Here is a 25,010-nt window from a genome sequence, read left to right as displayed (position 1 = left end):
TAGGTAAAAAATGGAGAAACTACCATATGCAATATTACATCAAAGAGGAAAATTGGAAACAAATTTTAGAGTTCATAAAAAGCGTAAAAGGAATGCACAGCAAAGATGAAAAACGTTTAAGAATATTCATAGAGGCAGTGTGGTACATAGTGCGAAGTGGTTGCCAATGGAGACTTTTACCAAAAACTTATGGTAATTACAGGAGTATACATAAGCGATTTAAAAGATGGTGTGAAAGAGATGTCTGGAAAAAATTGCTTGAATATACTAAACAAGAGCCTGATTTAGAAGTTGCTATAATCGACGGTACGATCATCCGAGGCCATCCATGTTCATCTGGATATACAAAAAACTCCAAGGATCAAGAAGCTTTAGGGAGGAGCAAAGGTGGCTTTACAACTAAAATACATGCGCTTGTCGATGCACTTGGAAATCCACTTAAATTTACTCTGACTCCTGGTCAAAGAAATGAAATTACGCAGGCACAAGTGTTGACCGAAAGTATCTATAACTCTACTGTAGTAGCTGACAAGGGCTACGATAGCAATGCCTTTGTTACAAGTCTTGAAGACAAGGGATGTACAGTAGTTATTCCGCCAAAACGGAATCGAAAAGTGCAAAGGTATTACGATGAGCATATCTACAAAGAACGTCATTTGATTGAGTGTTTTTTTGGTAAAATTAAAAATTTTAGGCGCATTTTTTCCAGATTTGATAAAACTGCTGAGGTTTTTATGGGTTTTCTCAATTTTGTTGGAGCTCTTGTATGGCTTCTCTAAAATTTTGTCCACAGAGCCTAGATCTCAATCTGCTGATTGCGGTGTAAGTTAAATATTATGCTCGACTTATTATACCAAATGAGACTATACTAAAATAGGTTATTTAATAGATGTAGGTTATGAATCGAGCAACAGAACAATTATTTGATGCAGTTAGCAATGGTGATTTAAATGGAGTAAAAGAGGCTTTAGAAAAGGGAGCTGATGTTAGCGATGGATATTGGGTATCTACTCATCTATGCTTCGCTTTGAGAGAAGGATATATAGAAATAGCAAAACTTCTCATTGAAAATGATGCTAATGTTAAAGATGGTGGCAAACAGGCTCCTCTACACTTGGCTGCAGTGAAAGGTGAAATAGAAGTAGCAAAACTTCTCATTGCAAATGATGCTGATATTAATGCTAGAGATGATGACGAACGTACTCCTATATACTATGCTATGATATACAGTAACATAGAAGTAGCAAATGGTGCTAATGTTAATTCTGGAGATCGTAACAAACATACTCCTCTACACCTGACTGCAATGTTCAGTAGAATAGAAGTAGAAGTAGTAAAACTTCTCATTGCAAATGGTGCTAATGTTAATGCTAAAGGTGATGATGAAAGAACTGCTCTGCAAATCGCTGTAGGAGGTCGCAATACGGGTACAGCTAAATGTATCATTGAATATACATTATTACAGAACTTCAATGCTGAAAAACCAAATTTTCTTAACGGTAATGCAGCGTTATCAAGTTACTGGGATAAGTGTAAGGATGAAACTACACAAATGAGCACATATGTTATTGGTAACATTCGCAATAGAAATATATCCATTAATGATTTTCTTACAGAAAAAGACGATGTGAAGTTAGTTTCGTATGTGGGAAATGAAGGCATTATTCTCCAATTACAAGAATTACAATCAAATGGCTACAAAGAGTTTCCAATATTTGCTGATTTGCTTAAGGATCGAATTCAAAGTAGAATTACAGAAGGAGAGAGAAAAAAGTGCTTGTATGATAGAATCGGAAAACTTGAATTTAAACAATTACCGCCTGAGTTAATGAACATTGTGAATGAAAATTTAGTATCCGTTCAGGCAATAGCGTCAACTTAAGGAAAAATATCAGCGATAGTGTATAAAATTTCTCTCCAAATTTTTTATCATTAAATTATCCAAAGAGTGCAAGGAACAGCACTTTTGTTTCTGTTTTATTTCAACAAAGAAGTCTAAAATGTGTCCTTTTTAGGTGAAATATGCAAAAAGGAAAAAACCTTATTCTACAAATTAAAAATATAATATACTCGAAAACTTTTCAGAAAATCCATTGTGTTGAGTTTTACACGAACAAGAAAACTTCCTTTTTCGACAGTATTTTCTATGATTTTAAAGTTAGTTAAAAAAAGTTTGGGAATAGAATGTGAACTTATGGAGCCATTGACATGTACCCTCAAAGCAAGCTTTTTCTAAAGCAAGGTATAAGATTTGCCATACAGGCTTTCAAGAATTTAAGCATCCAAACAGCCTATCAGGATGAACCTGAGTTGGAGAGGCTATAGACTTATTGCAGCAGATGGTTCTGGTATGAGATTACCCAGCTCTGGGGAAATTGTATCCGAGTTTGAACCAAATGGAACAACAGGCACAATGCCGCCATTGGCAATTTGTTTGTTGATTTGTGTACTTCGCTGATTTGTAGTGCTCGTCTTGCAGCTTGGAATATAGGTGAACAAACGTTGGCGGCAGAGCAATTACCCGAAGTTATCACTCAAATGCGTTTATTAAATCAAATTATTTATCTATGATCGTCTTCAGTAAAATTCATTCAGCAGCATTATGATTTGGAAGTAGATTTTATTTTTCGCTTGCAAAAAAGAAATTATAGTAAGCTATGGGAACGCTGGCGAATTAGATTTTGATTTTATATTAGAAAATGAAAAGCTAAAAAATAAAATGAAAGGACAGAAAGTAAGAGTTATAGTGCTGACATTAGCCAACTGAGAAACAGAGTTTTTGACCGAGACTTTGGAGCAAAGCTTATGTGTTAAGGTGGCACATAGAGGAGTGCTATAAACGACTCAAAGTAGGAGCAGAGTTAGAGAATTTTTCTGGAGAGGCTGTATTACAAGAATTTTGGGCAAACTTGGTCATGTGCAATATATTATCGCTTCATATGTGTGATGCACAAGGGCCTTGGAACCCAGATCAAATTACTGAGTATCGTTTAAATTTTTCAGTTTTATTTGGTGTAATGAGGCAGAAACTCTATCAGGTACTTATTGCGCCAAAAAACTTTCAAGCCCTTTTTAAGTATACGCGCTAAAGTTAAAATCCGACCGGGACAGCCGCAATAAAGTAGATAAGCCTAAACGCCATCATGTCTTTAGGAGAGTTTGCTAATGAAAGTTCTTAAGTTGACGTCATTGACTGTTCCGATTCGTTATATGACATAAGAGCATCATATATTTCATGCAAATGTATTTGAGATGTTTTTTTCCGTATGTTGATTAATATGCCCATATATTGTCGTCTCTTCCGAACACTCTGTATCTTTATGTATATGATTTTGTTGCTTTAATTCTTCTCTATCTACACTCTCTATTTGCTCTGACACTAGCATAACTACCCCATATTTTACATAACGAAATAAAAAATTCTAACTGTAGTATGCTTATATAATCTACGAAGTCAATAGTTAAATTGAAAAGTTTCGGTTATAATTTACTTCATATAGAACATGCCCTTGAATTATGCTAAAAATCGCCATAGTAGGCCTACCAAATGCTGGAAAATCGACCCTATTCAACAGATTAGTAGGAAGAAAAGCAGCAGTAGTGAGTAACATTCCAGGAGTGACAAGGGATAGGCGAGAAGGAATGGGGAGAATTAGCGATTTGGAGTTTAAAGTTATAGATACAGGAGGATGGAACGACCAAACTAATTTTTCACTACAAGTTATTGAACAAATCGAATTTTCTTTATCCAATTCAAACATAATTTTCTTTCTTGTTGATGCAAAAGTGCAAAATGAGCGAAATGAAGAGTTTGCAAAGTGGCTGAAGAGAAAAATAAATAAACCTGTAATACTAGTAGCAAATAAATGCGAGAGTCATAAATCCGAAAATGTTGATTATTTGCAGTTTTTTGATTTTCTTGGCCCGGTGTATATCTCTGCCGAGCATAATCTTGGCATGGTTGATCTTTATGATGCATTAGCTGGTGTTATTGAAAATTTTAACGAGAACACTGAGTTACCTAACAATGAACTGAGTAGGCTGAGGATCGCGATCATCGGCCGTCCGAATGTTGGAAAATCAACTTTTTTAAATGGTTTACTTGCAGAAAACAGACTAATAACAAGTTCAGAGCCAGGTACCACACGTGATTCTGTGGATATTACATATGATCATGATGGAGAGTTAATTACTCTAATTGACACTGCCGGAATCCGCAGAAAGGCGAATGTTGTAGATGGCTTAGAATCAAGATTTGTTGAGAAAAGCATGGAATCAATCAAGCGCTCTCATGTGGTAGTTTTAATGCTAGACTCCCTAGTTGGTATTGAGCAGCAGGATTTATCAATTGGTGAAGCTGCAATTAAGGGAGGGAAAGGGATTATTGTTGTTTTAAATAAGTGGGATTTAATAGGTAAGGATGACAGAAGCAGGTTAATAAAATTTGTCAAACAACAGGAAGTAACCAGGTTATTCTTGGAAGTGCCAACTATAACAATTTCTGCGTTAAAAGGCATGCGCTGCGGTGATGTGATAGATAAGTGTCTTGAAGTGAGTGAATCCTTGAACAAGAAGATCAGCACTGCAAAACTGAATAAGTGGCTCATAGATGCTGTAGGAAAACATTCTCACCCTCTTGTAAAAGGCAAAGCAGTTAAAATGAAGTATATCGCTCAAATTGGTACTAAACCTCCAGCTTTTTCTTTGATATGTAACATACCTGAAAGTGTTGATGAAAGTTACAAACGCTATTTAATTAACGATCTCAGAAAAAATTTCTTTGCAGACGGTGTGCCAGTTAGATTGCTTTTGAAAAAAAATAAAAATCCCTATGTAAAATGAATACTCTGCTTTATACTTTCAGGGATAATTTACTTAAAGTTATGTGTAATAATTCCAGAATTCCTGCAATCTTTCTGCTGTCGAGTGCCGCTGCTCTAATTTTTGCATATGTGCTAGAATATTTTTTCAACATGCTGCCATGCAAGTTATGTACATACGAGCGAATAGTTTACTATATCGCCGGATTACTTGCAGTAGCGTGCATGCTTAAAGACAACAAAATTCTAATCTATGCAATGTTTTGCAGCTACCTCATAGGTGCAGTAATATCTTTTTATCATGTAGGTCTTGAACTCCACTTATTTCATGATGTTTTAGGTTGTACAGAGCAAGCAAGTGGTAACGTTAGTATAGAAGAGCTCAGAAATAATCTACTAAATCCTAATTACTCTCCATCTTGTGACAGACCTCATTACGTTCTAGGTGTTTCCTTAGCAACATGGAATCTAATTTATCTCATAGTAGCTCTGTTCGTATCAGGTAAGGTGTATTGTGGAGAAAGAAAGAAATCTAAATAATTTAAGGTACAGCAACAATCAGTTCTTGCAACAGGCAATTAGAGTAGATCACGCTGGAGAATATGGAGCTATTTGCATTTATTCTGGTCAAAAATTTATTCTTAAGAAATCTTCTATAATCAATGAAATAATTGAAATGGAAGAGCAGGAAAAAAAGCATTTTCACTATTTTAATGAGAAAATCAAAGAGCAAAAAGTTCGTCCTACTGTTTTGTTGCCTGTTTGGCGTGTTTTAGGAGTGTCGCTTGGCGTTGCAACTGCCATTATGGGCAAAAAAGCTGCTATGGCTTGCACTGCTGCAGTTGAAGAAGTTATCGGGGAGCACTACAAAGAGCAAGTTTCACATTTAGAAGATGGGGAATTAAGAGAAACTATAAGTAAATTTCGCGACGAGGAGTTAGAGCACAAAGATATTGCAATTCAGCACAATGCTGAAAGCGCATTTGGCTACAACATTTTATCATCATTCATAAAAACAGGCTGCAAAACTGCTATTTACTTGTCTAAGTTAATTTAACTAAGCAGCTTTCTTAAAGTGTTTTAAATGTTCTGATAACAACAGAAACCAGGAAGGAATTCAAGTGTAACAATTATTTTATAACTATATTTACATATCACCATTATTAATAAATAATTAGTATTTGTAAATTAAATACATCTAAAGTATAGACTGCAAAGGAGGCAAAAGTGCGTTTTAATTTAGAAGAGGGAAATGCTCTTATGTAATACCTGCCACAGGTTCAGTTATCTAAGTGGAGAAAGTCACCTCTCCCCACTCGACTTCAAAACCGGACTTGTGACTTTCACCACATCCGGCTTCTCTCTAACTTGGTGTTTGTCATACATACTTCTCCATGTAATTAACATTTCAAAGCTTGGTAAATTTGTTTTTATAGCTTAAATACAGCATTCTCTATATTACTAGGCTCTGTGGACAAAAAATATGAAAAGAGAGAAAAAGATGGTAGTTTAGCCTAATAGGTAAAAAATGGAGAAACTACCATATGCAATATTACATCAAAGAGGAAAATTGGAAACAAATTTTAGAGTTCATAAAAAGCGTAAAAGGAATGCACAGCAAAGATGAAAAACGTTTAAGAATATTCATAGAGGCAGTGTGGTACATAGTGCGAAGTGGTTGCCAATGGAGACTTTTACCAAAAACTTATGGTAATTACAGGAGTATACATAAGCGATTTAAAAGATGGTGTGAAAGAGATGTCTGGAAAAAATTGCTTGAATATACTAAACAAGAGCCTGATTTAGAAGTTGCTATAATCGACGGTACGATCATCCGAGGCCATCCATGTTCATCTGGATATACAAAAAACTCCAAGGATCAAGAAGCTTTAGGGAGGAGCAAAGGTGGCTTTACAACTAAAATACATGCGCTTGTCGATGCACTTGGAAATCCACTTAAATTTACTCTGACTCCTGGTCAAAGAAATGAAATTACGCAGGCACAAGTGTTGACCGAAAGTATCTATAACTCTACTGTAGTAGCTGACAAGGGCTACGATAGCAATGCCTTTGTTACAAGTCTTGAAGACAAGGGATGTACAGTAGTTATTCCGCCAAAACGGAATCGAAAAGTGCAAAGGTATTACGATGAGCATATCTACAAAGAACGTCATTTGATTGAGTGTTTTTTTGGTAAAATTAAAAATTTTAGGCGCATTTTTTCCAGATTTGATAAAACTGCTGAGGTTTTTATGGGTTTTCTCAATTTTGTTGGAGCTCTTGTATGGCTTCTCTAAAATTTTGTCCACAGAGCCTAGAGATACCGCGAATGAATCGCGGTATGACGGTTCGCGGTGGCATGACGATAAGCTCGTCATCCCGCTGCTTGTTAGCGGCTAAGGGATACCGCGAAGGGGTACTGCGAATGAATCGCGGTATGACGGTTAATTATTCTGCGGCGGTATGACGTAGAGCTCGCGTTAGCTATACTTTTATACTCACCAACTCAGTATCCAATCTGGATCCAAGTAGTCAGCTACTTGGATGACACCTTGTTGAGGCTGCGCTTACACATTCCACTTTCTATGCTCACCAAACAAATTTGCTTACTCGCAGCAAAATTTTCTGGATCCAAGTAGTCAGCTACTCGGATGACATCTTTATGTTTGAGGCAAAACCAGCTATAACATTTCTTCGCAAACAAATGTTCGTACAGTTGTGCGCGTGATGCTGGAATCTAGACAACAATTAGATCCTATTGTCAAGCAATAAGCTACATGTGCTATTTATTTAGTAGATTAAATATGAAGTTTAAAACTCTGCTATTGACTTCCTGTAGAACTAGTGAAAACCAAACTTGCTTAAAACCACTTAATTAGTTATAGTTATAAGTTTAGGTACAGTAAAATGACAGCTTTTGTCCCCTTGATTATTTTTTTAATCTTGTATCTTGGAAGTGGTGCTTATTTTTCTTTTATCGGAACTGATAATCCACTTCATCAGGTTTCACCAGTAATCTGCTTATTACCAGCACTATTTTTTGCTGTCTCACGTGGTACAAATAAAATTCAGCATAACATCGATACTGTTATCAAGGGCATGGGTGACAAAAACCCCCTTACTATGTGTTTAATTTTTTTATTTTCTGGAGCATTTTCTGCGGTGACTCAATCAATCGGTAGCGCAGACACTGTTGCTAATTTAATTCTTAATTTCCTTCCAGCAAGATTACTGCTGCCTGGAGTATTTTTGGCTTCTGCTTTTATTTCAACTGCAATTGGCACATCTATGGGAGTTGTTGCGCTGATGGTACCTATAGCTGTTAATCTGGCAAAAAGTGGAGCTTTTGGTCTCGAAATAGGAACTGCAACTGTAGTAGGTGGTGCCGTGTTTGGCGATAACCTTTCGATGATATCTGATACCACCATTGCATCTGTTTCTTCACAGGAAGCTTCAGCAAAAGATAAACTTAAAATGAACTCTAAAGTTGCACTTATTGCCAGCATTATAACACTCATCTACCTAGCAGTTGCCTCAAATAGTACAAAAATTATTTCTATATCAAATTTAGATTATTATTCTATAATAAAAATTATTCCTTACATTTCTTTAATAATCATGGGGCTGCTTGAAGTCGCCACTTTAGTAACAATAACTATAAACATAATTATTGCTGGTGTGCTAGGAATAACTTTTTTTGACTATGCTATCATTCAATTTCCTCATGACGTGTATGACGGTTTCAAAAAAGTAAACGAAATAGTGATATTTGCTCTATTTATCGGTGGATTGAGCCATATAATGTACAAGCAAGGTCAAAAAGCGTTGCATAAACTCATCGATGAAAGCAATATCACAAAAACTAAAGCTGAATTTGTGATAGCAGGAATTGCGTCTATGTTTACTACCTTAGTTGCCAATAATACCATTGCTATTTTACTAAGTGGTGGCATTGCAAAAAGGCTTGCACAAAAACACAGTATTGCGCCACATCGCAGCGCATACTTATTGGATGTTTTTGCTTGTGCTACAAAAGGTATCTTACCTTATGGTTCCCAACTATTGCTAGCAGGTAGCATCGCCTCTGTATCACCTATTTCTTTATTAACACAGGTATATTATTGCTTTATTCTAGCGGCAGTTACAATAGGCGAAATAATCATCAACAGCAGAAAAGAGAAACATTGTGCGGCTGCAACTTAGAGTTCTCTTTTTTTACCCATAAGGAACGGAATTACTTGACACCCTTCGCCAACCCCCTTATCATGACGTGTATAACAATGTTACAAAAAATAATATCATAGAATTCAATAGGATAATCCCTAGAGAATTACTCATCTACAAAAAGCCAAATCGTGTTAATGCTGTTTAGATGTAAAAGATAAGCTAAATCTTTACAGGGAATTTAAAACAGTAGAATACCTTTGATTGAAAGAAAGAACCAAACTAGGCAACCTAACCGGTTTGCTATTTCAATTACTACAACTAAATCAATAAATCTATAATAGGAGGAACAAGCACTATGGAAACATCAAAACTGACTGGTGAATTAGTATGTGATATATATGAGTTAACAAATAAAGATGGAAAGAATATACAAAAACTAGCAAGAAAAATAGAAGAAGGGGAAGGTGTTGCCGAAAAGTTCAAAAATGGAATATTCAAAGATTCCAGCTACAATGCAAGCACAATTCTTTTGACGAAAATAATTTACAAGTATCAGGATAGAGAGGAGACATTATCACTACTACATTATGCTATAAGTCATAAAAATAATCAAGCTGTAAAAGATCTTTTAGAAGAAGTCAAAAAACAAAAGCTATTAAAGGAAGTTCTTAATGAAGAAATGACCACAAAACATTCAGATGGTCGGGAAGAAACTCATACAATACTTACAGATGCTATATCACGTAGAGACAATGACATTATGAGAGCAGTGTTAGAAGTCTCTGAGGAAAATGGTATTTTGAAAGATATTCTAAAAAAGAGAATAATTATAAAACATTCAAATGGCAAGGAAATGACTTACACCCCATTCACCTATGCTGAAGCGTGTGAAAATAGTGAAGCTGTAGAAGAAATCTTAAAATTCTCCGGAGAACTTGTTAATAGGAGAGCAACCCAGCAGCCCACTGTTGTAACGGCCAAAACTACTACAGCTAAAAGTGAAAAAGTGCTTCAAGATACTGCTTCTATAATCGGTAATATCGAGACACCGGCTAACGCATGTGAAATGGTAACTGAAGTATGTAGTTTTGATGTGAAGCATAAACCTGTAATTGATACTGACACCAGATTATGCGAAGATGTCAATAAAAGTAGTGAAGGTTTTCAGCCTATATGTGAAAACAGCGAAAAAGTTCAGCAAACTTCAGTGAAGACTGATGAACAAGAGTCAAATGCTTCCAATGACCTATCTCCCAAACCTCGTTTTGATGATAATGCTACAGATAAAAGAGAAAAACCATTAACAACGCAAGCAGTCATAGTTGGTACCATGAAAAAAGCAAAAAGTAAATTAGAAATAGTGAATCCTAATGCAGCAGGAATAGACATTGGTTCAGCTGTACACTATGTGTGTGTACCTGAAGGAAGAGATGAACAACGCGTTCAGAAATTTGGCTGCTTTACTGAAGACCTTCATAACTTAGCACAGTGGTTGAAAAAGTGTAAAGTTACAACAGTAGCTATGGAATCAACAGGAGTATATTGGATTCCTTTATTTCAAATACTTGAGTCATACAAATTCGAGGTAAGATTGGTAAATGCACGGCATGTAAAGAATGTACCTGGTAGGAAGTCTGACGTTCAAGATTGCCAATGGCTCCAACAACTGCATAGCTACGGACTGCTTCATGGATCGTTTAGGCCAGATAATCAGATGTGTGTATTGCGCAGTTACGTGCGGCAACGCAAAAATCTCACTGAAAGTGCATCTACACATATTCTGCGTATGCAGAAGGCATTAATTCAAATGAATATACAATTACACAAGGTTATTAGTCATATTACTGGGATAACTGGTATGAAAATCATTGAAGCTATAATTGAAGGCGAAAGAGATTCTGAAAAATTGGCAGAATTCAGGGACGTGCGAATGAAAAATGATCAGTCTACTATTGCAAAAGCGTTAGCTGGTGACTATAGAGAGGAACACTTATTCACGCTAAAGCAAGAATTTGAACTATATAATATTTATCAAGAAAAAATAGCAGAATGTGATAGAAATATTGAAGCCTATTATAAAACGTTTGAAACAAAGTCTTGTGAAAGCAAACAGCTAAGTAAGCAAAAGAATAAAAATAGCAAAAGTAAGCCAAGCTTTGCTTTGTATGAGGAACTGCACCGAATAACTGGTATGGATTTCACTAAAATTCCTGGATTTGATGTATTAAGTATACAAACCATAATTTCAGAAGTTGGTATAAACCATAGTAAATGGCCAACAGAAAAGCACTTTTCATCGTGGTTGGGACTCAGTCCTGCTAATAAAGTTACAGGGGAAAAAGTGTTTAACACAAGAACACGTAAAGTCATTAACCGTGCTGCAAATGCTTTGCGAATAGCTGCTCATTCTGTAGGAAATAGTAAAAGTGCGTTGGGTGCATACTACAGAAGATTGAAAAAACGACTAGGAGCACCAAAAGCAATAACAGCTACTGCAAGAAAAATGGCATGCATATTTTATAGTATGCTCAAATACGGACAGGAATATGTAGAAAAAGGAATGGAATACTATGAAACACGCTATAAAGATAGAACTGTAAAAAATTTGATCAAAAAAGCGAGCGAATTTGGCTACATATTAGTTCAACAAGAAGAGTTAGTTGAGTGAGTTTCTTAGGAGGTAAATAATGCCATTGATAGCTGCAAAGAGCGTTTAGACTTGATCGAAACTGCAGCTCAACGTCCAGAAGTAAATACAGATTTTAGCACAAGCGATAAATATTTTTCTGATTATATCCGCAAGGGAATGGAAAGCGGTTTATCACACAAAACCCTCAGTGGAGATGACAGTGATATCGGAGGGTATCTAGGCTCTGTGGACAAAATTTTAGAGAAGCCATACAAGAGCTCCAACAAAATTGAGAAAACCCATAAAAACCTCAGCAGTTTTATCAAATCTGGAAAAAATGCGCCTAAAATTTTTAATTTTACCAAAAAAACACTCAATCAAATGACGTTCTTTGTAGATATGCTCATCGTAATACCTTTGCACTTTTCGATTCCGTTTTGGCGGAATAACTACTGTACATCCCTTGTCTTCAAGACTTGTAACAAAGGCATTGCTATCGTAGCCCTTGTCAGCTACTACAGTAGAGTTATAGATACTTTCGGTCAACACTTGTGCCTGCGTAATTTCATTTCTTTGACCAGGAGTCAGAGTAAATTTAAGTGGATTTCCAAGTGCATCGACAAGCGCATGTATTTTAGTTGTAAAGCCACCTTTGCTCCTCCCTAAAGCTTCTTGATCCTTGGAGTTTTTTGTATATCCAGATGAACATGGATGGCCTCGGATGATCGTACCGTCGATTATAGCAACTTCTAAATCAGGCTCTTGTTTAGTATATTCAAGCAATTTTTTCCAGACATCTCTTTCACACCATCTTTTAAATCGCTTATGTATACTCCTGTAATTACCATAAGTTTTTGGTAAAAGTCTCCATTGGCAACCACTTCGCACTATGTACCACACTGCCTCTATGAATATTCTTAAACGTTTTTCATCTTTGCTGTGCATTCCTTTTACGCTTTTTATGAACTCTAAAATTTGTTTCCAATTTTCCTCTTTGATGTAATATTGCATATGGTAGTTTCTCCATTTTTTACCTATTAGGCTAAACTACCATCTTTTTCTCTCTTTTCATATTTTTTGTCCACAGAGCCTAGTTACTCCGCATATTGTAAAACGCATAAACAAGCGCGTAACTGACTCGTCCCCAATGCGACAAATATGCTCCAGTCAAAGAATCTCTACTGAAACATTGGATTACATTATAGAAGATTTTGACCGCGCCGGTGCAGGTTGGAGCAGTGAAACAGTAGATGATGAGGACGGTGGCAATAAGTCTAAGTATGATTTTGCAAAAGATACGGACACGCCCAAAATCCAAAAGATTTCCGTCACAACTTACGAGTTATATGCTCAACCACAAATATCACAAAAGTTACTCGATGATGCGTTTGTCGATGTTGAGAGTTGGCTGGTGGAAAAGATTGCCAAGACTTTTAGTAAGGAAGAAAGCGAAGCCTTCATTAAGGGTGAGGGCACTTTTCAACCAAAAGAAATTTTAGCTTATGAAAATGGAAACAGTTATAATAAAATAGAGCAAGTTAAAACTGAAAAATTAGATAGTGATCAATAATGATGTTGTATTACTCTCTGGACGAATATTATTCCAAAAATGCGTCATTTTTGATGAACAGGATACGTTGAAGGATATCAGGCTGCTAAAATCTCAAACAGGTCAGTATCTCTGGCAGCCAAGTCTGTCGCTTGAAGCTCCAGATACTTTAATGGGAATACCAGTATATCAATCTGCCGATATGCCACCAGCGCCAAACAATCAGCTACCAGTAATTGCGATGGCAGATTTCAAACAAGCTTATAAGATTGTAGATAACAGAGGAATGAGAATATTAAGAGACCCTTATACGAATAAACCTTATGTGAGGTTTTTTGTCACTAAGCGTGTTGGCGGAGAGGTTGTAAACACCAGTGCTATTAAATTGTTGAAAGTTGCGAGCAAGTACTAAAAACTTCCACAGCATCATCTTTATAGCCGTTTTACTTCTTTTTGTATAGCTCCATCCTATGGCTTACTGTACGAACATTGTAATACGGTATAATGTTACGACGATGTCATTCCAGTGCTTGACACATATAGCTAAACTGACTTAGATTTACCGACAGTTTGAAAAACAAAAATTCGTCATTCCGCTACTTGTTAGCGGAATCTATGCTGAGATATCGCGGCGGTATGACGTAGGAAAACCTTTCTTGGGTTAGCTATAGTTTGCTATATTATGTGATTTTATTTTTAGCGTTGCTTCTTATATTATGTAATTTATTTTCCATAATGTATATTATGTAATTTTCGATGCTAAGATCTGTTATAGCTCTCAGTATGATATGAGTGATTCTCTTTTAATAATTATTTTTTAAATAGTTTGTTGGTTCATCAATTTCTTTAGGATTGATATCTACAATTATTTTTCCGTTTTTTAACAGAATAATCCGATCTGATATTTTTGTTAAAAAATCCAAATTGTGAGAAGCGATAATCATAGTAATACCCATATCTCTAACTGATTGTAGTAGTTCCACAACGTCGACTATTGTTGCTACATCTAAACCAGACGTTGGCTCATCGCATAATAGAATCCTTGGATTCATCATTAAGCTTCTGACAAGCGCAACCCGCTGTTTTTGCCCACCGGATAGATTACTAGGGTAATCATTTTTTTTAGAGGCAATACCCAAAGACTCAAGTAGTGAATCACTTTGATCCTGAGTTTTGTTTTTAAGTTTGGGAGCATATGTAAGATTTTCCCAGACAGTCATATGTGGGAAAAGTTGAAAATCCTGAAATACAAAACCAGTACTATCATTGCATTCAATGCTACCAGAATCTAAAACTTCGAGTTTTTGTATACAACGTAACAATGTTGATTTACCACTACCAGAAGGACCAGCAAGACCAACTATAGATTGTTCTATAATCAGGTTAATATTATTAAGTACTGGAACATTATTAAATAATTTACAAATATTATGCATTTTTATCATATATACCTTTCTGTTCAATCTTTTTGCCTATATATTCAATTAGTAATACAAGAGCGTAATAATAAGCCCCAGCAAGACAAAGTGGTATAAAATAAGTAAATTGTTCTGCTGCAAGCATTTGCGCAGAGCGCATAATATCAACACCACCAATAGTAGAGATTAATGCCGTTTCTTTAAGGAGTGCAATGATCTCATTTATCATTGCAGGAAGAATATTTTTAATAACTTGTGGTAATATAATATCTCTCCACATATAGAAACTGGTGTACAGTCCCAGAGTGTGATGGTATGATAAAATATGAGAAAAAAATACCATCAAAGGAGGAGTTATGGGACAAATATTACATGGGTGCGCCAAAACAACACAGACGATTCGTAGAGCAATACAAAATAGAAAAGAGAGCATAGCAAAACTCTCCAAGCATTATAACCTTAATCCAAAAACTATTATTAAGTGGAGAAAACGTTCATTTACGAAAGATGCTGATATGGGTCCAAAGCGTCCAAGATCGACTGTTTTAACGCTAGAAGAGGAAGCTATAATAGTTACATTTCGCAAGTATACACTACTGCCACTAGATGATTGCCTTTACGCTCTGCAGTCTACAATTCCGCATTTGACTCGCTCTAGCTTGCATCGTTGTTTACAAAGACACAACATTAGCAGATTACCAACTGTTGATGGAGAAGTTAAGTCAAAAAAGAAATTCAAACAATATCCTATCGGTTACTTTCATATTGATATTGCTGAAGTTAGAACTGAGGAGGGCAAATTACATTTGTTTGTTGCTATTGATAGGACATCCAAATTTACCTATGTTGAGTTGCGTAACAGTGCTACAAAACCCATAGCTGCTGAGTTCTTACGTAATTTGATTAGAATTTTACCGTATAAAATCCATACTATTTTGACAGATAACGGTATACAATTTACAAACCAGAAGCGTCATAAGTATGCTTTCCAACATATATTTGATAGAGTTTGCGAAGAGAATGTTATTGAACATCGTTTGACAAAAGTTAGCCATCCTTGGACGAATGGGCAAGTCGAGCGTATGAATAAAACTTTAAAGGATGCTACAGTTAAGAAGTATTACTATCAATCGCACCAGCAACTTAAAGAACACCTTTATAACTTTGTTATGGCTTATAATTATGCAAAGAGACTCAAAACTCTTAAGGGTCTTACTCCTTATGAATTTATATGTTATCAGTGGACACAGTCTCCAGAATTATTTATACTAAATCCACACCATCACACTCTGGGACCATACACCTAGGTATTTGTAAAGTTTTAGCTGCTTCAAACTGGTTTTTTGATATAGTTTCAATACCAGCTCGTAAAATCTCAGCAATATAAGCACAGCTATTTAGACCAAATGCTATAATGCCAGCACTAAATATGTTTAATTTAATTCCTGCAATGGTTGGAGTCATAAAATAAACAACATACTGTAATTGCTGTTGAATGATGGAGAGACATACTCCATTATTTTAGCACGAAGTAACGAATTCAGTAGAATAAGTTCTTCAAAAACAATTTAAACTTTTACAGTAGGAGTAGTCTCATGAAATATTATAGCGGATTAGATGTCTCACTCAAAGAAACTTTTATCAGTATCGTTGATGAGAAAGGAAAAATTGTTAAAGAAGAAGTTGTTGCAAGCGAGAGTGACGCAATAGCTAAGTGCCTGCTTGACCAAGACAAAAGATATGAAGTGATAGGGATAGAAAGTGGACAGCTATCAATATCAATGTGCAAAGAATTAAGGAGTTTTGGATTACCGGTAGTTTGTGTAGATGCAAGGGATATGGCAGCAGCATTATCTGCAAGGATCAATAAGAATGACAAAAATGATGCAAGAGGTATAGCACAAATGATGAGAGTTGGGCTATACAAAGAAGTGTTAGTAAAATCAGATGAATCTTGCCAAATTAAAGTAGCACTTGGAAGTAGAAGGCAGTTAATATGCAGCAAACAGCAAATTGTTGGAACAATAAGAGGGTTATTGAAGATACATGGAATAAAGCTCGGTAAAAGATCAAAATTTGAAACTTTTGCTTTAAGAATACAAGAGACAATAAATAATGTGGATGAAATCAGTAGGAGTTCAATTGAAGCATTACTACATAGCTTAAAAACAATAGAAGAATCAATAAGAAAACTTGACAAAATACTTTCAGAGCAAGGCAGAAAAGATGAGGACTGTAAATTATTAACTACGGTCCCAGGAGTTGGTGTTATAGTAGCAATGACATATAAAGCTGCAATAGATGATCCATATAGGTTTGAAACATCTTATACAGTTGGAGCTTATATGGGGTTGAGCCCAAGACAGTACGCTTCTGGAGAAGTTGACCGACATGGTAGTATATCAAAAATGGGTCCCATGGAATGTAGAAGTATGTTATATGAAGCTGCACAAGTCTTACTTACAATCAGTAGGAAAAATTTTAAGTTGAGAAGCTGGGGATTGAAGCTTGCAAAGAAAAAAGGGATGAAAAAAGCAATTGTAGCAGTAGCAAGAAAATTAGCTGTAATTATGCATAGAATGTTAGTCAATAAAACAGAATTTTGTTATTAGAAAATGTAGGAGGAGCATGAAACAATAATTTTACTCAAGGTAGTAATGCCGATGGAAGGGATAAGCAAGATTATAGAGTGAAGCTTAGACTTCGTAAACAACATGTTGCCGTCCACTTCCTCCTAACAAGTATAATGCGGCTTGGCTAAAATACAGACTAGCCATATCAGACCGCGGAGAGAACCATGGAAGCTTGCTACTTTAATCTATGTAAAATTATTAAAGATTATGGAGGAAATATGCTATTTTGATTTGTATAAAAATTATTGTTGACTCATGTGCAATTAGAGAACTCTGCAATGTCGCTTATTTGATTCACTAATAATGAGAATTGGTATAACTTTGCTATTTTTCTCTCTAGATTCTTGCAAAGTTCTACAAGATTAACCACATTACCTCACGTTTTCTCTATGATTATTTTTTTAGATTACTTGTCTACCTTATTTGCCGTTCTCCTGAACGAATATACAGAAGCTATAAAAACTATCTAATAGCTACCCAAAACCCTTATTTCCCACTCAAGTTCAACATTAAATTTATCCTTCACTGCATCTTTTACTCTGTTGCCAAGGTTTTCCAAGTCAGATGCAGTTGCATTATCGTAATTGAGCAAGAAGTTACAATGTTTCTTAGAGATTCTAGCTCCACCAATATTTAACCCTAGGCAGCCAGATTTATCAATTAACTCCCATGCTCGGTAGTTTTTTGGATTTTTGAATATGCACCCAGCAGTTTTTCCTCTTATTGGCTGGCTTTTATTTTTTCTCTCAACAATTTCCTTTAACCTTTGCAATATAAGCTCATACTCTGAGTTTACTCCTTTAAACTCAGCTTCAACAAAAATCCAATTTCCTTTTAGGCTATGTCCACGGTAAAAATACCCCATTTCTTCGCTGGAGAACTCATATAGGTTTCCATCCTCTAGATTCACTGCTTTTATGGATTGTACAACGCTTGCGATGTCACTACCATACGCACCTGCATTCATTTCTATTCCGCCACCAACTGTTCCTGGAACTCCAACTAGAAACTCGAGTCCACTAATTTGTTGCTCTCCTGCAAAGTAAGCAAGGTTCCTGAGCAGCGCAGCACCACCTGCAACAATAGAGTTGTTATCCTTACTTTTAATATATGCAAACTCCTTACCTAATTTTACTGTTATTCCTCGAATGCCACTATCTCGTACTATTATGTTGGATGTTGCACCAATAACGCTAACTGGCAGTTCAGTATTTTTAATCAAGTATGTTAAATCTTCAATATCACATGGTTTAAATAACACATCAGCTCGTCCACCGACGTTTAACCACGTCGCTTTAGACATTAAGACGTCATAACGATAGATTCCACGTACTTTAGGTAAGCTTATAAGCATTTTGATTTCAACTCTAATCCTGCATCCATACCCATTTTCTCCGCATCTTCTATAAATGAAGTGCGCTCAGTAAAGTATATATCTTTTTCATTTGCTAACATACAACGAAGATGTAGCATATTTTCGCTCACATATTCAGCCAAAGCTGCAAGTGGTGTGAAACACGAACCATTCACTGTTTTCATAAAACTGCGCTCTGATTTCACTCTTATAAAAGACATATTATTATTAATTTTCTCTAAAAGATCGATAATTTTTACATCATTCCTTCTACATTGAATACAAACTGCCCCCTGCCCCACTGCACTTAACATAACTTTTGGTGGCAATACCTCTATAATCAAGTGATGTTTTTCTAATCTTATGAGTCCTGCTTCAGCTAGAATTATTCCATCAAAACTTTGATTTTGCAATCTGGTTGTTACATTTCCACGTAGCGATATTATATTTAGATCTGGTCTAACATTTAACAACTGAACTTTTCTTCTTATTGAAGAAGTGGCAATAGTAGCCTGCTGTGGCAAAGACTCAAGGCTATTGTGTTTATGAGAAATAAACGCATCGCATGAACTTAGCCTTTCTAAAACACAAGGAATTGTTAAACCCCCTGAGAAAAACGCAGGCATATCTTTTAGCGAATGAACTGCCATGTCTATATTATTTTCGAGCAATTCAGTCTCAATTTCTTTAATGAATAATCCTTTGCCTCCTATTTCAGCAAGATTTGCGTTTGCATACTTATCTCCAGAAGTTTTTATTTTAACAATTTCAATAGATAAGTTAGGAAAAGAATCCAGCAACTTTTGTTTTGCTTCCAAAGCCTGGGCAACTGCAAGCTTGCTTCCTCTGGTACCTATTTTGACTAGCATGTGTACGATTGTTGTCTGATGTCATTCAAGTAGCTGACTACTTGGATCCAGTTTAATTCATTATATAAACCTTTGCATTTATTGTACTTTAACTTAAAACCAAAAGCAACTTTGACTTTACAAAATAATAACCTTTTATATGCATAAATAAGCTTACTGGATTCTAGTGCCCAAACACTGGTTTCCATCCAAGACGGTGTCATTCCAGTCTGGAATCCAGAAAAAAGAATGGTGTCATCCCAGTGCCCAGACACTGGGATCCAGGAATTTTATTAAGTTGGTAAGCATAAAAATAGATGTTTTACGTTAAAATACAATGTTTTCGATGAGATTATATGGAAAACTGGATCCCAGTGTCAAGCACTGGGATGACAAAAAAAGGAGCACTGGAATGATACCCTTTACGGGCTCTTAAATTGCAACTATAAATATTTAAGAAATTTACCAAATGAAAAAAAAGGCAAAAGAAGCCCCATGGTTAACTAGGCTCTGTGGACAAAATTTTAGAGAAGCCATACAAGAGCTCCAACAAAATTGAGAAAACCCATAAAAACCTCAGCAGTTTTATCAAATCTGGAAAAAATGCGCCTAAAATTTTTAATTTTACCAAAAAAACACTCAATCAAATGACGTTCTTTGTAGATATGCTCATCGTAATACCTTTGCACTTTTCGATTCCGTTTTGGCGGAATAACTACTGTACATCCCTTGTCTTCAAGACTTGTAACAAAGGCATTGCTATCGTAGCCCTTGTCAGCTACTACAGTAGAGTTATAGATACTTTCGGTCAACACTTGTGCCTGCGTAATTTCATTTCTTTGACCAGGAGTCAGAGTAAATTTAAGTGGATTTCCAAGTGCATCGACAAGCGCATGTATTTTAGTTGTAAAGCCACCTTTGCTCCTCCCTAAAGCTTCTTGATCCTTGGAGTTTTTTGTATATCCAGATGAACATGGATGGGCTCGGATGATCGTACCGTCGATTATAGCAACTTCTAAATCAGGCTCTTGTTTAGTATATTCAAGCAATTTTTTCCAGACATCTCTTTCACACCATCTTTTAAATCGCTTATGTATACTCCTGTAATTACCATAAGTTTTTGGTAAAAGTCTCCATTGGCAACCACTTCGCACTATGTACCACACTGCCTCTATGAATATTCTTAAACGTTTTTCATTTTTGCTGTGCATTCCTTTTACGCTTTTTATGAACTCTAAAATTTGTTTCCAATTTTCCTCTTTGATGTAATATTGCATATGGTAGTTTCTCCATTTTTTACCTATTAGGCTAAACTACCATCTTTTTCTCTCTTTTCATATTTTTTGTCCACAGAGCCTAGGTAACCATAAGAAACAAAAGGAGTTGTTTGCACGGGCTTCATCCATCTTTAAGAAACATTATGGCCCTGATCATCCGGAAGTTGCTAAACTGCTAGCAGAGCTAGATGATATTTAGGCTTTTAGCAACACTAGATTAACAATAACTCATTTGAGCTACACTTCCAAAACTAATCTGCTTGGATCTTCTATATAATTTTTTATTTTAACGAGGAAAGTTACTGCTCCTTTGCCATCAACTATTCTGTGATCGTAAGAGAGAGCAATGTACATCATAGGTCTGATTTCTACTGCATTACCAACAGCAACTGGCCTGTTTTGTATTGAATGCATTCCAAGTATTCCAGATTGCGGAGGGTTTATTATGGGAGTAGAAAGGAGCGAACCGTATACTCCGCCGTTTGAGATGGTAAATGTTGCACCTTCCATTTCTGATACTTGTAATTTACCCTCGCGAGCTTTTTTGCCAAGAGCAACCAAAGTCAACTCAATTTCTGCAAATGACATCTGATCAGCACTCCGAATAACAGGTACAACAAGGCCTTTGTCAGTGCCAACAGCAACACCTATGTCATAGTAATGTTTATATATGATTTCATCGCCTGAGATTTCAGCGTTAATTTCAGGAATCTCTTTCAGTGCTTGCACCGCTGCCTTTATAAAAAACGACATAAAACCAAGTTTTATTCCATATTTTTTTTCAAAGGCGTCCTTATATTTCGCTCTTAGATCCATGACATTTTTCATGTCGATTTCATTGAATGTGGTCAGTATTGCAGCAGTATTTTGCGACGCTTTCAAACGAGCGGCAATTACTTGCCTTATTTTACTCATTTTTGCTCGTTCTTCTCTTCGCTCTCCACTCACTACACTTTTTGGCAATTCATATTGTTTTATTGCAGGCTGTTCTGTTTTGTTTATATGGCCTATTACATCTGCTTTTGTTATCCTATCTCCCGTGCCAGTTCCTTTGACACTTTCTGCGCTGATTGCATTTTCCTCCATAATTTTACGAGCTGACGGAGCATCTTTTTTGGCAGAACTTTCGCTTTTATCTTCTTTTTTTGCTTCCTCTTTTACTTCTCCCACGGAAAGCTTCGCTAACAATTGATCAGGACTTATTACATCATCTTCTTTTATAAGAAATTCAGTTATTTGCCCTGAAGCTTCTGCAGTTAATTCGAGTGCTGTTTTGTCAGTTTCAATTTCAAAGATCAAGTCATCTACTTTTACTGCTTCTCCAATACCCTTCTTTATTTTTACTATACCTTCTGTAACTGATTCACCACCAAGAGTTTTTGGTGCTCTGATTTCTATAATTTTGCTCATAAAACAACTTCCGTATAAAACTTTCTATAGATTTATACATGAAAAGAGACATGTAATAAACTAATAAATTCATTGAGGCTCTTATCATTTAGAAGTGACAAACGGATAACATATTCCCAAATGTCATTCCAGCACGTGACGCTAGGCCATAAAAATTCCTTGACAAGCTTTGCCAGCCCCCCTATCATGGTACTGAAGGTATTCAGTTATCTTCATCTGTGCAGATTAAACAGCAAAAAAAACAACGTAGTTGGCGTCTTATTTTTAATTTTTTGCACTATGTGCACCGTATGTCTTCACAACATTTCTGGGTTTTTACCTATATAAGCTGAAACGCGCTTACAAAGCGTTTAAGACAGCAAAAAACGTCAAATTGACAAGGGAGAATTTGAATGCTAGCTACTACGGGGTTTCTTTGCCTTTTTTTCCACTCAGTAAATTTCTTAACGTTTATAATTTAGGTTAGTCGCATTTAAAAGCGGCTGAATCGTAGCGTTTAGAATAAAAAACGCCAATATTTTGAAGTACATATAAATAACTAGGCTCTGTGGACAAAAAATATGAAAAGAGAGAAAAAGATGGTAGTTTAGCCTAATAGGTAAAAAATGGAGAAACTACCATATGCAATATTACATCAAAGAGGAAAATTGGAAACAAATTTTAGAGTTCATAAAAAGCGTAAAAGGAATGCACAGCAAAGATGAAAAACGTTTAAGAATATTCATAGAGGCAGTGTGGTACATAGTGCGAAGTGGTTGCCAATGGAGACTTTTACCAAAAACTTATGGTAATTACAGGAGTATACATAAGCGATTTAAAAGATGGTGTGAAAGAGATGTCTGGAAAAAATTGCTTGAATATACTAAACAAGAGCCTGATTTAGAAGTTGCTATAATCGACGGTACGATCATCCGAGCCCATCCATGTTCATCTGGATATACAAAAAACTCCAAGGATCAAGAAGCTTTAGGGAGGAGCAAAGGTGGCTTTACAACTAAAATACATGCGCTTGTCGATGCACTTGGAAATCCACTTAAATTTACTCTGACTCCTGGTCAAAGAAATGAAATTACGCAGGCACAAGTGTTGACCGAAAGTATCTATAACTCTACTGTAGTAGCTGACAAGGGCTACGATAGCAATGCCTTTGTTACAAGTCTTGAAGACAAGGGATGTACAGTAGTTATTCCGCCAAAACGGAATCGAAAAGTGCAAAGGTATTACGATGAGCATATCTACAAAGAACGTCATTTGATTGAGTGTTTTTTTGGTAAAATTAAAAATTTTAGGCGCATTTTTTCCAGATTTGATAAAACTGCTGAGGTTTTTATGGGTTTTCTCAATTTTGTTGGAGCTCTTGTATGGCTTCTCTAAAATTTTGTCCACAGAGCCTAGAGAATAAGGGGTTGAATGATAGAATAGAAACGTTACGTGAAGTACAAAAGGCACTACGTGAGAAAAAACATGAACTTAGTGAAAAAGTAGAGGCATTGAATAAGGAAAAAAATAAACTTTCTAAAGAAGTAGAGGAATTACGTGAAGAACAAGAAAGGCTGCATGCAAACTTAGATAAGCTACAATGTAAAATTAAAGAGGTCAACAAAGAAAAGAAAAATTTATCTAAAGAATTAAAAGAGAAATTTGAAGAGTTAGATGAAGCAAATGGTTTAATTAAAAATCAATCTTTTGAGTTAGATGGGATAAGAAAAGATTGTAATAATGAAGTAAAAAGTTTAAGAAATTCACTTTTAGAACGAGACAGTCAAATAGAAGATTTTTTGAAAGAGAAAGAAAAACAAGTGAATTTTGCGCAACTGTTGATAAGATGCGTAACAGACAATATAGAAGAACCAATAAGAAATAATGATGGAAAAGCAATATTAGATACGATTCAAATATTAAAGTCTGCGTTACAAGGAGAAATTGCACGGCTTTTGCCAGACGAAACGCCTTCTTCTTCGCTGGAAGATCTTGGATATGAATCATTATTTGTCAGTCGCTCATCCACCCCGATCAAATTGCCAGATTTACCGTGGACAGAACGTTGTAAACGCAGTCAATTTCGGAATGTAGAACTTGACAATACAACAATTAGTCTTATTATAAAATAAATCATGCAAGATAATGAACCCAATAATATGTGCACTGGATACACAAGACTTAAATGAGGCTATTTCTCTAGCTAATGCTCTGTGTGGTAAAGTTGGCATGGTAAAGCTGGGATTAGAATTTTTTGCTGCTCATGGTCTCTCTGGAGTGCAAGAAGTTGCAAAATGCAATGTACCAATTTTTTTAGATCTGAAATTGCATGACATTCCAAACACTGTGGCTAAAACAGTTGAAGTAATAAAAGTTCTGAACATTGAAATGTTAACTCTGCACATCAGCGGTGGAACAAAAATGCTTGAAGAAGCGCTAAGTGTAGTGCAAGGCACAAAAATAAAGCTGATTGGAGTGACAGTGCTAACTAGTATGAACAATGAGGATTTAAACGAGCTTGGAGTAGCAAGAGAGGTAAAATCACAGGTAATTTTGCTTGCAAAGCTTGCAAAAAAGATTGGACTCCATGGAATAGTCTGTTCTGCATTGGAAGCTCAAGAAGTGCGCCGAGAATGCGGTGAAGACTTGAAAATTATTACTCCAGGAATTCGTATAGATCCAGGTCATGACGACCAAAAAAGGACAGCAACACCAAGAGAAGCAATAAATTCAGGAGCTGATTATATCGTCATTGGCAGGCCCATTACAAAAACTGCAAGTAGTGCAGAATTAATACTGAAATCCCTTATCTAATTGAAGTAGATAAAAAAAAGTGCTTGACACAAAAAAACAAACGTTATATAGTGCTATTACCTTTGATTTTACCTCGCTTAATTTAATTACTGGATTAAGCTTACAGTACTAA

General features: G+C 35.8%; 21 protein-coding genes and 4 pseudogenes. 18 read left to right on the top strand and 7 right to left on the bottom strand.

Annotated features, from left to right (window positions below; translation table 11 throughout):
• Positions 1 to 26 precede the first annotated feature (26 nt).
• From OOK85_RS04180 to OOK85_RS07720, 12 genes and pseudogenes are all read left to right on the top strand, one after another.
• Positions 27 to 779 (top strand): IS5 family transposase, encoded by a 753-nt coding sequence (locus OOK85_RS04180; protein WP_264702164.1) that lies wholly within the window; start codon positions 27 to 29, stop codon positions 777 to 779.
• A gap of 119 nt (positions 780 to 898) precedes the next feature.
• The gene (locus OOK85_RS04175) at positions 899 to 1,882 is read left to right on the top strand and encodes an ankyrin repeat domain-containing protein (RefSeq protein WP_264702287.1); all 984 of its coding nucleotides are present in this window, start codon (positions 899 to 901) and stop codon (positions 1,880 to 1,882) included.
• Positions 1,883 to 2,022: 140 nt separating this feature from the next.
• A pseudogene (locus tag OOK85_RS04170) lies at positions 2,023 to 3,166 on the top strand (IS4 family transposase).
• A 350-nt stretch (positions 3,167 to 3,516) separates the two neighbouring features.
• Positions 3,517 to 4,842: a ribosome biogenesis GTPase Der gene (gene der, locus OOK85_RS04165; protein WP_010963041.1), complete on the top strand. Its 1,326-nt coding sequence runs from the start codon at positions 3,517 to 3,519 to the stop codon at positions 4,840 to 4,842.
• Positions 4,839 to 5,360: a disulfide bond formation protein B gene (locus OOK85_RS04160; RefSeq protein ID WP_065094847.1), complete on the top strand. Its 522-nt coding sequence runs from the start codon at positions 4,839 to 4,841 to the stop codon at positions 5,358 to 5,360. Before der ends, OOK85_RS04160 begins: the two co-directional genes overlap by 4 nt.
• Positions 5,335 to 5,877, top strand: coding sequence for a demethoxyubiquinone hydroxylase family protein (locus OOK85_RS04155; RefSeq protein ID WP_006279362.1), 543 nt, complete (start codon positions 5,335 to 5,337; stop codon positions 5,875 to 5,877). The genes OOK85_RS04160 and OOK85_RS04155 overlap by 26 nt, the downstream gene beginning before the upstream one ends.
• Before the next feature lie 487 nt (positions 5,878 to 6,364).
• Positions 6,365 to 7,117: an IS5 family transposase gene (locus tag OOK85_RS04150; protein ID WP_264702164.1), complete on the top strand. Its 753-nt coding sequence runs from the start codon at positions 6,365 to 6,367 to the stop codon at positions 7,115 to 7,117.
• Positions 7,105 to 7,287, top strand: a complete 183-nt coding sequence (locus OOK85_RS04145) for a hypothetical protein (RefSeq protein WP_264702282.1) — start codon at positions 7,105 to 7,107, stop codon at positions 7,285 to 7,287. Before OOK85_RS04150 ends, OOK85_RS04145 begins: the two co-directional genes overlap by 13 nt.
• A gap of 440 nt (positions 7,288 to 7,727) precedes the next feature.
• Positions 7,728 to 9,023 (top strand): Na+/H+ antiporter NhaC family protein, encoded by a 1,296-nt coding sequence (locus OOK85_RS04140; RefSeq protein ID WP_264702280.1) that lies wholly within the window; start codon positions 7,728 to 7,730, stop codon positions 9,021 to 9,023.
• A 319-nt stretch (positions 9,024 to 9,342) separates the two neighbouring features.
• Positions 9,343 to 9,795 (top strand): annotated as a pseudogene (locus OOK85_RS08010) (WD_0033/WD_0034 family tandem repeat-containing protein); the annotation flags it as partial.
• A 522-nt stretch (positions 9,796 to 10,317) separates the two neighbouring features.
• Positions 10,318 to 11,655 (top strand): IS110 family RNA-guided transposase, encoded by a 1,338-nt coding sequence (locus tag OOK85_RS04135; RefSeq protein WP_264704179.1) that lies wholly within the window; start codon positions 10,318 to 10,320, stop codon positions 11,653 to 11,655.
• 9 nt (positions 11,656 to 11,664) lie between these two features.
• Positions 11,665 to 11,856, top strand: a pseudogene (locus OOK85_RS07720) (phage major capsid protein); the annotation flags it as partial.
• Between the two features lie 18 nt (positions 11,857 to 11,874).
• Here OOK85_RS07720 and OOK85_RS04130 read toward each other — a convergent pair.
• A complete protein-coding gene (locus OOK85_RS04130; RefSeq protein WP_264702164.1) occupies positions 11,875 to 12,627 on the bottom strand; it encodes an IS5 family transposase in 753 nt (250 codons plus the stop codon).
• A 79-nt stretch (positions 12,628 to 12,706) separates the two neighbouring features.
• Here OOK85_RS04130 and OOK85_RS08005 point away from each other — a divergent pair.
• Positions 12,707 to 13,577, top strand: a pseudogene (locus tag OOK85_RS08005) (phage major capsid protein); the annotation flags it as partial.
• Between the two features lie 391 nt (positions 13,578 to 13,968).
• On the opposite strand, the gene OOK85_RS04115 reads toward OOK85_RS08005, so the two are convergent.
• Positions 13,969 to 14,610, bottom strand: a complete 642-nt coding sequence (locus OOK85_RS04115) for an amino acid ABC transporter ATP-binding protein (protein ID WP_264702274.1) — start codon at positions 14,608 to 14,610, stop codon at positions 13,969 to 13,971.
• Positions 14,594 to 14,863, bottom strand: a complete 270-nt coding sequence (locus tag OOK85_RS04110; RefSeq protein WP_264702272.1) for an ABC transporter permease subunit — start codon at positions 14,861 to 14,863, stop codon at positions 14,594 to 14,596. The genes OOK85_RS04115 and OOK85_RS04110 overlap by 17 nt, the downstream gene beginning before the upstream one ends.
• Positions 14,864 to 14,939: 76 nt before the next feature.
• Between OOK85_RS04110 and OOK85_RS04105 the strand changes: the two genes are divergently transcribed.
• Together OOK85_RS04105 and OOK85_RS04100 are read left to right on the top strand one after the other, a co-directional pair.
• Entirely contained in the window at positions 14,940 to 15,890 is a 951-nt protein-coding gene (locus OOK85_RS04105) for an IS481 family transposase (protein WP_264702189.1), read from the top strand.
• Between the two features lie 288 nt (positions 15,891 to 16,178).
• Positions 16,179 to 17,195, top strand: coding sequence for an IS110 family RNA-guided transposase (locus tag OOK85_RS04100; protein ID WP_264702269.1), 1,017 nt, complete (start codon positions 16,179 to 16,181; stop codon positions 17,193 to 17,195).
• A 487-nt stretch (positions 17,196 to 17,682) separates the two neighbouring features.
• Here OOK85_RS04100 and murB read toward each other — a convergent pair whose 3' ends face one another.
• From murB to odhB, 4 genes are all read right to left on the bottom strand, one after another.
• Entirely contained in the window at positions 17,683 to 18,570 is an 888-nt protein-coding gene (gene murB, locus OOK85_RS04095; protein WP_264702267.1) for a UDP-N-acetylmuramate dehydrogenase, read from the bottom strand.
• Positions 18,561 to 19,439, bottom strand: a complete 879-nt coding sequence (gene hemC / locus OOK85_RS04090; RefSeq protein ID WP_264702265.1) for a hydroxymethylbilane synthase — start codon at positions 19,437 to 19,439, stop codon at positions 18,561 to 18,563. Before hemC ends, murB begins: the two co-directional genes overlap by 10 nt.
• Before the next feature lie 503 nt (positions 19,440 to 19,942).
• A complete protein-coding gene (locus tag OOK85_RS04085) occupies positions 19,943 to 20,695 on the bottom strand; it encodes an IS5 family transposase (protein WP_264702263.1) in 753 nt (250 codons plus the stop codon).
• Between the two features lie 237 nt (positions 20,696 to 20,932).
• Positions 20,933 to 22,105, bottom strand: a complete 1,173-nt coding sequence (gene odhB / locus OOK85_RS04080) for a 2-oxoglutarate dehydrogenase complex dihydrolipoyllysine-residue succinyltransferase (RefSeq protein ID WP_264702261.1) — start codon at positions 22,103 to 22,105, stop codon at positions 20,933 to 20,935.
• A gap of 621 nt (positions 22,106 to 22,726) precedes the next feature.
• Here odhB and OOK85_RS04075 point away from each other — a divergent pair.
• From OOK85_RS04075 to pyrF, 3 genes are read left to right on the top strand one after another with little or no spacing between them, the layout of a single operon-like run.
• On the top strand, positions 22,727 to 23,479 hold the full coding sequence (locus OOK85_RS04075; RefSeq protein WP_264702259.1) for an IS5 family transposase: 753 nt from the start codon (positions 22,727 to 22,729) through the stop codon (positions 23,477 to 23,479).
• Positions 23,467 to 24,216, top strand: coding sequence for a coiled-coil domain-containing protein (locus tag OOK85_RS04070; RefSeq protein ID WP_264702257.1), 750 nt, complete (start codon positions 23,467 to 23,469; stop codon positions 24,214 to 24,216). Before OOK85_RS04075 ends, OOK85_RS04070 begins: the two co-directional genes overlap by 13 nt.
• Positions 24,217 to 24,229: 13 nt before the next feature.
• Positions 24,230 to 24,898 (top strand): orotidine-5'-phosphate decarboxylase, encoded by a 669-nt coding sequence (gene pyrF / locus OOK85_RS04065; RefSeq protein WP_264702255.1) that lies wholly within the window; start codon positions 24,230 to 24,232, stop codon positions 24,896 to 24,898.
• Positions 24,899 to 25,010 lie beyond the last annotated feature (112 nt).

This window comes from Wolbachia endosymbiont (group A) of Volucella inflata, assembly GCF_947250665.1.
Lineage (GTDB): Bacteria > Pseudomonadota > Alphaproteobacteria > Rickettsiales > Anaplasmataceae > Wolbachia > Wolbachia pipientis.
The sequence above is the reverse complement of the archived record's forward strand: the minus strand, read 5'-3'. Positions and strand labels throughout refer to the sequence as shown.

Coding starts and splice junctions, on each gene's coding strand:
- OOK85_RS04180 (WP_264702164.1), top strand. CDS start 27: ATGCAATATTACATCAAAGAGGAAAATTGGAAACAAATTTTAGAGTTC.
- OOK85_RS04175 (WP_264702287.1), top strand. CDS start 899: ATGAATCGAGCAACAGAACAATTATTTGATGCAGTTAGCAATGGTGAT.
- der (WP_010963041.1), top strand. CDS start 3,517: ATGCTAAAAATCGCCATAGTAGGCCTACCAAATGCTGGAAAATCGACC.
- OOK85_RS04160 (WP_065094847.1), top strand. CDS start 4,839: ATGAATACTCTGCTTTATACTTTCAGGGATAATTTACTTAAAGTTATG.
- OOK85_RS04150 (WP_264702164.1), top strand. CDS start 6,365: ATGCAATATTACATCAAAGAGGAAAATTGGAAACAAATTTTAGAGTTC.
- OOK85_RS04145 (WP_264702282.1), top strand. CDS start 7,105: ATGGCTTCTCTAAAATTTTGTCCACAGAGCCTAGAGATACCGCGAATG.
- OOK85_RS04140 (WP_264702280.1), top strand. CDS start 7,728: ATGACAGCTTTTGTCCCCTTGATTATTTTTTTAATCTTGTATCTTGGA.
- OOK85_RS04135 (WP_264704179.1), top strand. CDS start 10,318: ATGAAAAAAGCAAAAAGTAAATTAGAAATAGTGAATCCTAATGCAGCA.
- OOK85_RS04130 (WP_264702164.1), bottom strand. CDS start 12,627: ATGCAATATTACATCAAAGAGGAAAATTGGAAACAAATTTTAGAGTTC.
- OOK85_RS04115 (WP_264702274.1), bottom strand. CDS start 14,610: ATGATAAAAATGCATAATATTTGTAAATTATTTAATAATGTTCCAGTA.
- OOK85_RS04110 (WP_264702272.1), bottom strand. CDS start 14,863: ATGTGGAGAGATATTATATTACCACAAGTTATTAAAAATATTCTTCCT.
- OOK85_RS04105 (WP_264702189.1), top strand. CDS start 14,940: ATGGGACAAATATTACATGGGTGCGCCAAAACAACACAGACGATTCGT.
- OOK85_RS04100 (WP_264702269.1), top strand. CDS start 16,179: ATGAAATATTATAGCGGATTAGATGTCTCACTCAAAGAAACTTTTATC.
- murB (WP_264702267.1), bottom strand. CDS start 18,570: ATGCTTATAAGCTTACCTAAAGTACGTGGAATCTATCGTTATGACGTC.
- hemC (WP_264702265.1), bottom strand. CDS start 19,439: ATGCTAGTCAAAATAGGTACCAGAGGAAGCAAGCTTGCAGTTGCCCAG.
- OOK85_RS04085 (WP_264702263.1), bottom strand. CDS start 20,695: ATGCAATATTACATCAAAGAGGAAAATTGGAAACAAATTTTAGAGTTC.
- odhB (WP_264702261.1), bottom strand. CDS start 22,105: ATGAGCAAAATTATAGAAATCAGAGCACCAAAAACTCTTGGTGGTGAA.
- OOK85_RS04075 (WP_264702259.1), top strand. CDS start 22,727: ATGCAATATTACATCAAAGAGGAAAATTGGAAACAAATTTTAGAGTTC.
- OOK85_RS04070 (WP_264702257.1), top strand. CDS start 23,467: ATGGCTTCTCTAAAATTTTGTCCACAGAGCCTAGAGAATAAGGGGTTG.
- pyrF (WP_264702255.1), top strand. CDS start 24,230: ATGAACCCAATAATATGTGCACTGGATACACAAGACTTAAATGAGGCT.